This is a genomic window from Microbulbifer taiwanensis (assembly GCF_014904815.1).
GTDB classification, from domain to species: domain Bacteria; phylum Pseudomonadota; class Gammaproteobacteria; order Pseudomonadales; family Cellvibrionaceae; genus Microbulbifer; species Microbulbifer taiwanensis.
This window is the reverse complement of record NZ_JACZFR010000054.1, coordinates 22,624-29,473: the sequence shown is the minus strand read 5'-3', so window position 1 is coordinate 29,473 and position 6,850 is coordinate 22,624. Positions and strand designations below refer to the sequence as shown.

The 6,850-nt window shown below is 60.2% G+C and carries 7 protein-coding genes; 2 read left to right on the top strand and 5 right to left on the bottom strand.

Annotation, left to right across the window (positions count from 1 at the left end; all coding sequences use genetic code 11):
• Window positions 1–90 precede the first annotated feature (90 nt).
• The gene (cspD, locus tag IG627_RS17965) at window positions 91–396 is read right to left on the bottom strand and encodes a cold shock domain-containing protein CspD (RefSeq protein ID WP_193194202.1); all 306 of its coding nucleotides are present in this window, start codon (window positions 394–396) and stop codon (window positions 91–93) included.
• 281 nt (window positions 397–677) lie between these two features.
• Here cspD and clpS point away from each other — a divergent pair, with 281 nt between their 5' ends.
• Both clpS and clpA read left to right on the top strand, forming a co-directional pair.
• Window positions 678–1,058: an ATP-dependent Clp protease adapter ClpS gene (gene clpS, locus IG627_RS17960; protein ID WP_193194199.1), complete on the top strand. Its 381-nt coding sequence runs from the start codon at window positions 678–680 to the stop codon at window positions 1,056–1,058.
• Between the two features lie 134 nt (window positions 1,059–1,192).
• Window positions 1,193–3,472 carry an ATP-dependent Clp protease ATP-binding subunit ClpA gene (gene clpA / locus IG627_RS17955; protein ID WP_193194198.1) on the top strand — a complete coding sequence of 760 codons (2,280 nt, stop codon included), beginning with the start codon at window positions 1,193–1,195 and terminating at the stop codon, window positions 3,470–3,472.
• A gap of 161 nt (window positions 3,473–3,633) precedes the next feature.
• Here clpA and infA read toward each other — a convergent pair whose 3' ends face one another.
• The 4 genes from infA to trxB form a co-directional block, all read right to left on the bottom strand.
• A complete protein-coding gene (gene infA, locus IG627_RS17950; protein WP_067081888.1) occupies window positions 3,634–3,852 on the bottom strand; it encodes a translation initiation factor IF-1 in 219 nt (72 codons plus the stop codon).
• Between the two features lie 147 nt (window positions 3,853–3,999).
• Window positions 4,000–4,728: an arginyltransferase gene (locus IG627_RS17945; RefSeq protein ID WP_193194196.1), complete on the bottom strand. Its 729-nt coding sequence runs from the start codon at window positions 4,726–4,728 to the stop codon at window positions 4,000–4,002.
• Complete coding sequence (gene aat / locus IG627_RS17940; RefSeq protein ID WP_319024603.1) at window positions 4,725–5,459, bottom strand: leucyl/phenylalanyl-tRNA--protein transferase; 735 nt, start codon at window positions 5,457–5,459, stop codon at window positions 4,725–4,727. Before aat ends, IG627_RS17945 begins: the two co-directional genes overlap by 4 nt.
• 95 nt (window positions 5,460–5,554) lie before the next feature.
• A complete protein-coding gene (trxB, locus tag IG627_RS17935; protein WP_193194194.1) occupies window positions 5,555–6,499 on the bottom strand; it encodes a thioredoxin-disulfide reductase in 945 nt (314 codons plus the stop codon).
• Window positions 6,500–6,850 lie beyond the last annotated feature (351 nt).

Here is a 6,850-nt window from a genome sequence, read left to right as displayed (position 1 = left end):
CCCTGGGGGGGGTCCCCCCTGTCCCCCCCAAAAAAAAAACCCCCCCCCCCCCTGGGGGCGGGGCTTTTTTGTGGGTATCTGTAGGATTGCCTAATCGAGGGCCTCTGCCTCTTTCTCGCGCTGCGCCTGACTCTTTTCTTTCTCGGAGTCAGATTCACTGGAACCCTTCACATCGCGCGCCGCTTCGGCGGCAGTCAGGGTAGAAATGTTGGCCGCGTGGAACCCCTTGTCGCCTTTGATGATATCAAAAGTGACCTGTTGGCCTGCTTTCAGGGTGCGGTACCCTTCCATCTGAATCGCGGAATAGTGCGCGAACAGATCCTCCCCCCCTTCATCCGCAAGAATAAACCCATATCCTTTGGCGTTATTGAACCACTTGACGGTACCGGTAGGCATGGCGAATTCCCTCTAATTGCCGGGGCGACTGCTGGCCGCCTTTACAGAGTCTTTTATAGTTATCTGCGCTTGCTTGCACATAGGCCGCAAAGAGATCCCGCTCTTCGCATTCGCCTGACCTTAGCAGGGCAGGCACTACCTCTTGTAGCTAACTGATTTGCGAATGTCAAGAACTCGTGGCGCCCGCTGTGCCCTGCGCCAAATGAGGTTACAATGGCAGGCTGCTGATTAAGCACCCCTATTTCACACACCAAATTCGCACAAAATCATTGAAAAGCGCTATGGGTAATTCACTGGCCATTAAACTACACTCGAACGACACCGGTGACGGCGACTACTATCCGGGGGATATGGATGGTGATCTGGCGCTGCAAGAAGCGCCACCACAGCTTAAACGCCCCCCTATGTATAAGGTGGTGATGCTGAACGATGACTACACCCCGATGGACTTTGTGGTCGAGGCGCTGGAGATGTTTTTTGGCGCCAACCGGGAGCGCGCCACGCAGTTGATGCTGCAGGTACACACGCAGGGAAAAGCGATCTGCGGTGTCTATACTCGAGATATAGCGGAGACAAAGGCCGCACAGGTCAATCAATTCGCCAGGGACCACCAGCACCCCCTGCTGTGTGAGATCGAGGCGGACGAGAGCGAAGAAGATTGACACTGTATCGAACTACTTACGAACACAAGGGTCCCGCCGCCTGAAGGGAATCAGGCACACTCAAGACGCCGGCATACGGCGCGCGCTCCAGTGGATTCGGCGGGTGATATTGGCGATTAGGGTTTGAGGTTTAGATGCTCAGCAAGGATTTAGAGGTAACGCTCAATCTGGCGTTCAAAGGTGCACGCGCGAAACGGCACGAGTTTATGACCGTGGAGCACCTGTTGCTGGCGCTTCTGGATAATGAGTCCGCCGCCGATGTCCTGCACGCCTGTGGGGCAGACCTCAGCGCGCTGCGGCGCGAGTTGCTGGAGTTCGTGGACTCCACCACTCCCCTGATCCCGGAAGCCGACACCGACCGCGAGACCCAGCCCACGCTCGGCTTCCAGCGCGTCCTGCAGCGGGCAGTGTTTCACGTCCAGTCGTCCGGCAAGAAAGAAGTGACCGGCGCGAACGTACTGGTAGCCATTTTCTGCGAACAGGAGAGCCAGGCGGTCTACTACCTGAAGCAGCAGAGTGTGGCGCGTATAGACGTGGTCAATTACATCACCCACGGCATCTCCCGCGTCGGCTCCAGCGGCAACAACCATCATCACAACCCCGACCCGACGCCGGAACAGGCCGACGAGGATATCGGTGCCGGTGCGGAGCCGGGCGGCTCCGATCCCCTGGAGAGCTACGCCACCAATCTGAACCAGGAAGCCATACTCGGACGCATAGACCCACTGGTGGGGCGGGCCCCGGAAGTGGAGCGGGTCACCCAGGTGCTGGCGCGCCGGCGCAAGAACAACCCCCTGCTGGTGGGGGAATCCGGCGTGGGCAAGACCGCCATTGCGGAGGGCCTGGCGCGGCGTATCGTCGACGAGGAGGTGCCGGAACCGCTGCGCAACAGCACCATTTATTCACTCGACCTCGGCTCGCTGCTGGCGGGCACCAAATACCGCGGTGACTTCGAGAAGCGCTTCAAGGCCCTGCTGGCCGAGCTGAAGAAACGCGATCACGCGGTACTGTTTATCGACGAGATTCACACCATTATCGGCGCCGGGGCGGCTTCTGGCGGCGTTATGGACGCCTCCAACCTGCTCAAGCCGCTGCTGTCCAGCGGCCAGCTGCGCTGTATCGGCTCCACAACCTTCACCGAGTATCGCGGTATTTTCGAGAAGGACCGTGCCCTGTCGCGTCGCTTCCAGAAAATTGACGTGAACGAGCCATCGGTTGAGGAGACGGTGCAGATACTGCAGGGGCTGAAGAGCTGCTTCGAGGACCACCACAAGGTGCGCTTCACCGACGCGGCCCTGGAAGCGGCGGCGCAGCTGTCCAGCCGCCATATCACCGAGCGCTTCCTGCCCGACAAGGCCATCGACGTGATCGATGAGGCCGGCGCCTACCAGTCGCTGCTGCCACCGGAGGAGCGCAAGGAGGTGATCGGCGTCACCGATATCGAAATCGTAATCGCCAAGATGGCCCGGATTCCCGCCAAGAGTGTCTCCGCCTCCGACAAGGAGCAACTGGCCAAGCTGGATGAAAACCTGAAGATGGTTGTATTCGGCCAGGATCAGGCCATCGGCGCCCTGACAACAGCCATCAAACTGAGCCGCGCCGGGCTGGGTGCCGAGGAAAAACCCATCGGCTCCTTCCTGTTCGCGGGCCCCACTGGTGTGGGCAAGACCGAGCTCTGCCGCCAGCTGGCCAAAGTGATGGGCATAGAGCTAATTCGCTTTGACATGTCCGAATATATGGAGCGCCACACCGTCTCCCGGCTGATCGGCGCACCCCCGGGCTATGTGGGCTTCGATCAGGGCGGGCTGCTGACCGATTCGGTCACCAAGCACCCCCACAGCGTGGTATTGCTGGATGAGATAGAGAAGGCGCACCCGGAAGTCTTCAACCTGCTGCTGCAAGTGATGGACCACGGCACCCTGACCGACAACAATGGCCGCAAGGCGGACTTCCGCAATGTCATTCTGATCATGACCACCAACGCCGGTGCAGAACTGATGAGCCGCCGCTCTATCGGCTTCTCGGCCCAGGACCACTCCAGTGACGGCATGGAGGAGATCAAGAAGATGTTCACCCCCGAGTTCCGCAACCGCCTGGACAGCATCATCCAGTTTGGCTCGCTGGACCTGGAGGTGGTCAAGACAGTGGTGGACAAGTTTATCGTCGAGCTGCAGGCGCAGCTGGACGAGTCCCGTGTGACCCTGGCAGTGGACGATGAAACGCGCGAGTGGCTGGCGGTGCACGGCTACGACGAAAAGATGGGTGCCCGCCCCATGGCGCGCCTGATCCGCGACAAGTTGCGCAAACCGCTGGCAGAGGCTGTGCTGTTTGGCGAGTTGGCAGAAGAGGGTGGTCGCGTGGAAGTGACCATCGAGAACGACGAGCTGGCGATCAAGACGGCGGTTCCGGCGTAGGGTGCGCCGTGCGCACCGAGCACAGGTAGGATGCTGCGCACGGCGCATCCTACGTAGTGGTCAGTGTAAGACGGCCACCGTAGAAACGAAAAAAGCCACCTTTTGGGTGGCTTTTTTCGTTTCTGTGGCTGGCTTCGGTCGCCAACCACTCATCACTCACATCAGCGGGCGCGATAGGTAATGCGCCCCTTGGTCAGGTCGTAGGGCGTCAGCTCCACTTTGACCTTATCGCCGGTGAGGATGCGGATATAGTTCTTGCGCATTTTCCCAGAGATATGCGCGATCACCACGTGTCCGTTTTCCAGCTTTACGCGGAAAGTGGTGTTGGGCAGGGTGTCGATCACCTCGCCTTCCATTTCAATGTAATCGTCTTTTGCCATGCGGCAGTAACCTTCAAAATATAACTTGTTCTGACCTTTCCCCGGCACTCTTCCCAATTTACAGGGGGCCGCGGCGCGACGGGCGAGCATTTTGCACGAAAAGGCACAATAGAGCAAAGGTGGCGTGCTTGGGCCAACTCGGGCCCATCAACCGGGCTTCGGGGTCCTCAGGGCCCAGCGGTTTTCCCGGAGCAGCTCAACGGGCTGGAATTGGCTCTTGTAGGCCATCTTTTGGCACTCTTCGATCCAATAGCCCAGGTAGAGGCTGGGCAGCCCCAGTCGTCGAGCCCACTCGATCTGGTAGAGAATGCAGAAACTGCCGAGGCTGCGTTTATCCTCGTCCGGATCGAAGAAAGTATAGATGGCCGACATTCCGGCCGTAAGCAGGTCCGTGACCGCAGTGGCCACCAGCCTGCCGCGGGCGCGAAACTCGATATAGCGGGTTGCGCCCCAGGCCTGGGTGAGGAAGCTGCGGTACTGCTCGCGGCTGGGCGGGTACATCTCCCCATCTGCGTGGCGACGCTCTATATAGCGCGCGTAGAGCTCGTAGTGCTCGTCGGTGTCGATGGTCTCGACATGGAAGATGTCCAGATCGCGGTTGCGTCGCCAGCAGCGGCGCTGCTGGCGATTGGGCATGAACAGGCTCACCGGAACCCGCGCCGGAATACAGGCCTGGCAGGCTGCGCACTGGGGCCTGTACAGATAGCCGCCGCTGCGACGGAAGCCCAACTCCGACAGGCGGCTGTAGAGACGCTGGTCGACGGGTGTCTGCGGGTCCACAAACACGGTGGTGGCCTCCCGGTCCGGCAGGTAGCCGCAGGGGTGTGGCAGGGTGGCCAACAGGCGCACGGAATCCAGCTGGGAATATTTACTCATGTCTTCGCGGCAGTCTCATGGCTCCACGACAGCCTCCACGGCTGCGGGAAGGGCGGCTGCCGGACACCGGCCTCCAACAGCCCCTCGAAATCCTCGCGAGTCACCTCCACTGCCCCCAGGCTGGTCAGGTGAGGATTTCCAACCTGGCAGTCGATCAGCGGGCAGCCCCACAATTCTAACTGCCGCACCAGGTGGACAAAAGCGACTTTGGAGGCGTCGGTTTCGCGGTGAAACATGGATTCGCCAAAGAAGATGCGGCCCAGGGCCAGGCCATAGAGGCCGCCGACCAGCCTTCCCTCACGCCACACCTCGACGGAATGGGCGTGGCCGCGGCGGTGCATCTCAAGGTAGGCATCGCGCATCTCGTCGGTAATCCAGGTGCCCTCGGCGTCGGCCCGCACCGCGCGGCAGGCCTCAATGACCCTTTCGAATGCCCGGTCGAATGTCACTTCGAAGGTGCCGCGGCGCAGCACCTTGCGCAGACTTCGGCCAATACGAAACTGATCGGGGAAGACGACGCAGCGGGGCGAGGGACTCCACCAGAGAATGGGCTGGTCGTCGGAATACCAGGGAAAGATGCCGCGGCGGTAGGCGGCCAGCAGCCAGTCGGGACTCAGGTCGCCACCGATGGCCAGCAGGCCGTTGGGATCCTTGAGGGCGAGGTCTGCCGGGGGGAACTCGATCCGCGCGATGTCGAGCAGTGTCAAATGGCCGTCTGTGGACTTTGTCACGAGTCGGTTGCGCTCCCCTAGAACTTCACGCGTAAAGGTTAACCAAACAAAAAGGGCGATCACAAGGATCGCCCATGGGACTGTGAGCTCCCGGGTTACTGGGCGTCCAGGAAGCGCTCGGCGTCCAGGGCCGCCATACAGCCGGTACCGGCGGAGGTTACTGCCTGGCGGTAGATATGGTCGGAGACGTCGCCCGCGGCGAAGACGCCGGGAATGGAGGTCTGGGTGGCATTGCCGTCCAGGCCGCTCTGCACCAGGATGTAGCCGCCGTTCATTTCCAGCTGGCCCGCGAAGATATCGGTGTTGGGCTTGTGGCCGATGGCGATGAAAACGCCGGAAACGTCCAGTTCGCTGGTGGAGTCGTCCTGGGTGCTGCGCAGGCGCACGCCGGTCACGCCGTTGTCGTCACCCAGCACCTCGTCCAGGGTGTTGTGCCAGCAGACATTGATATTGCCATTCTCCACCTTGTCCATCAGGCGATCCTGCAGGATCTTCTCGGAGCGCAGCTCGTCGCGGCGGTGAATCAGGGTCACTTCGCTGGCGATATTGGACAGGTACAGGGCCTCCTCGACCGCGGTATTGCCGCCACCGACAACCGCCACTTTCTGGTCGCGATAGAAGAATCCGTCACAGGTGGCGCAGGCACTGACGCCGCGCCCCTGGAAGGCCTCCTCGGAGGGCAGGCCCAGGTACTGGGCGGAGGCGCCGGTGGCGATGATCAGCGCGTCGCAGGTGTAGGTGTCGTTGCCTTTCAGGGTGAAAGGGCGCTGCTTCAGGTCCACGGAATCAATGTGATCGAAGATGATCTGAGTATCGAAGCGCTCGGCGTGTTGCTGCATCTGCACCATCAGGTCGGGCCCCTGCAGGTCGGCGACGCCGCCCGGCCAGTTCTCCACCTCGGTAGTGGTGGTCAGCTGCCCACCCTGTTGCATGCCGGTAATGACGACCGGGTTGAGGTTCGCACGCGCGGCGTAGATGGCGGCGGTGTATCCGGCGGGGCCGGAGCCGAGGATGATCAATCGGTGGTGGTTGTTACTCATGAAGCACTCTTAAAAGCAGGCAATTGAAAAAAGTGTATTCAGCAAATCGGGAATCAACCCGCCCGGCTGTTTTTTGAGCAGTCGGGGCCATTAAGCAAATCGCTACGGACTATCAATTTGGCGGCCATGATAGGCGATAGAGACAGGCGGACGAAATAGTTTGCCTTAATTTGACCGATTGCAGGCCGCTATCCGCTAGCCCCTCACCAACACCGGTCCGGGGCTCGAGAAACCTCTATAAATCTTGCAATATACTTTAGGAAACTATTTTATATTGTTGATTTTGTTGAATAAAAATCCATTTAAGGTGAAGTCTCAGCTGGCCCGTCGGTAGCAATTTGGCAGCGCCTG

Excerpts from the sequence above, each read along its gene's own strand:
- clpS (WP_193194199.1), top strand. The coding sequence starts at position 678 with ATGGGTAATTCACTGGCCATTAAACTACACTCGAACGACACCGGTGAC.
- infA (WP_067081888.1), bottom strand. The coding sequence starts at position 3,852 with ATGGCAAAAGACGATTACATTGAAATGGAAGGCGAGGTGATCGACACC.
- clpA (WP_193194198.1), top strand. The coding sequence starts at position 1,193 with ATGCTCAGCAAGGATTTAGAGGTAACGCTCAATCTGGCGTTCAAAGGT.
- IG627_RS17945 (WP_193194196.1), bottom strand. The coding sequence starts at position 4,728 with ATGAGTAAATATTCCCAGCTGGATTCCGTGCGCCTGTTGGCCACCCTG.
- trxB (WP_193194194.1), bottom strand. The coding sequence starts at position 6,499 with ATGAGTAACAACCACCACCGATTGATCATCCTCGGCTCCGGCCCCGCC.
- cspD (WP_193194202.1), bottom strand. The coding sequence starts at position 396 with ATGCCTACCGGTACCGTCAAGTGGTTCAATAACGCCAAAGGATATGGG.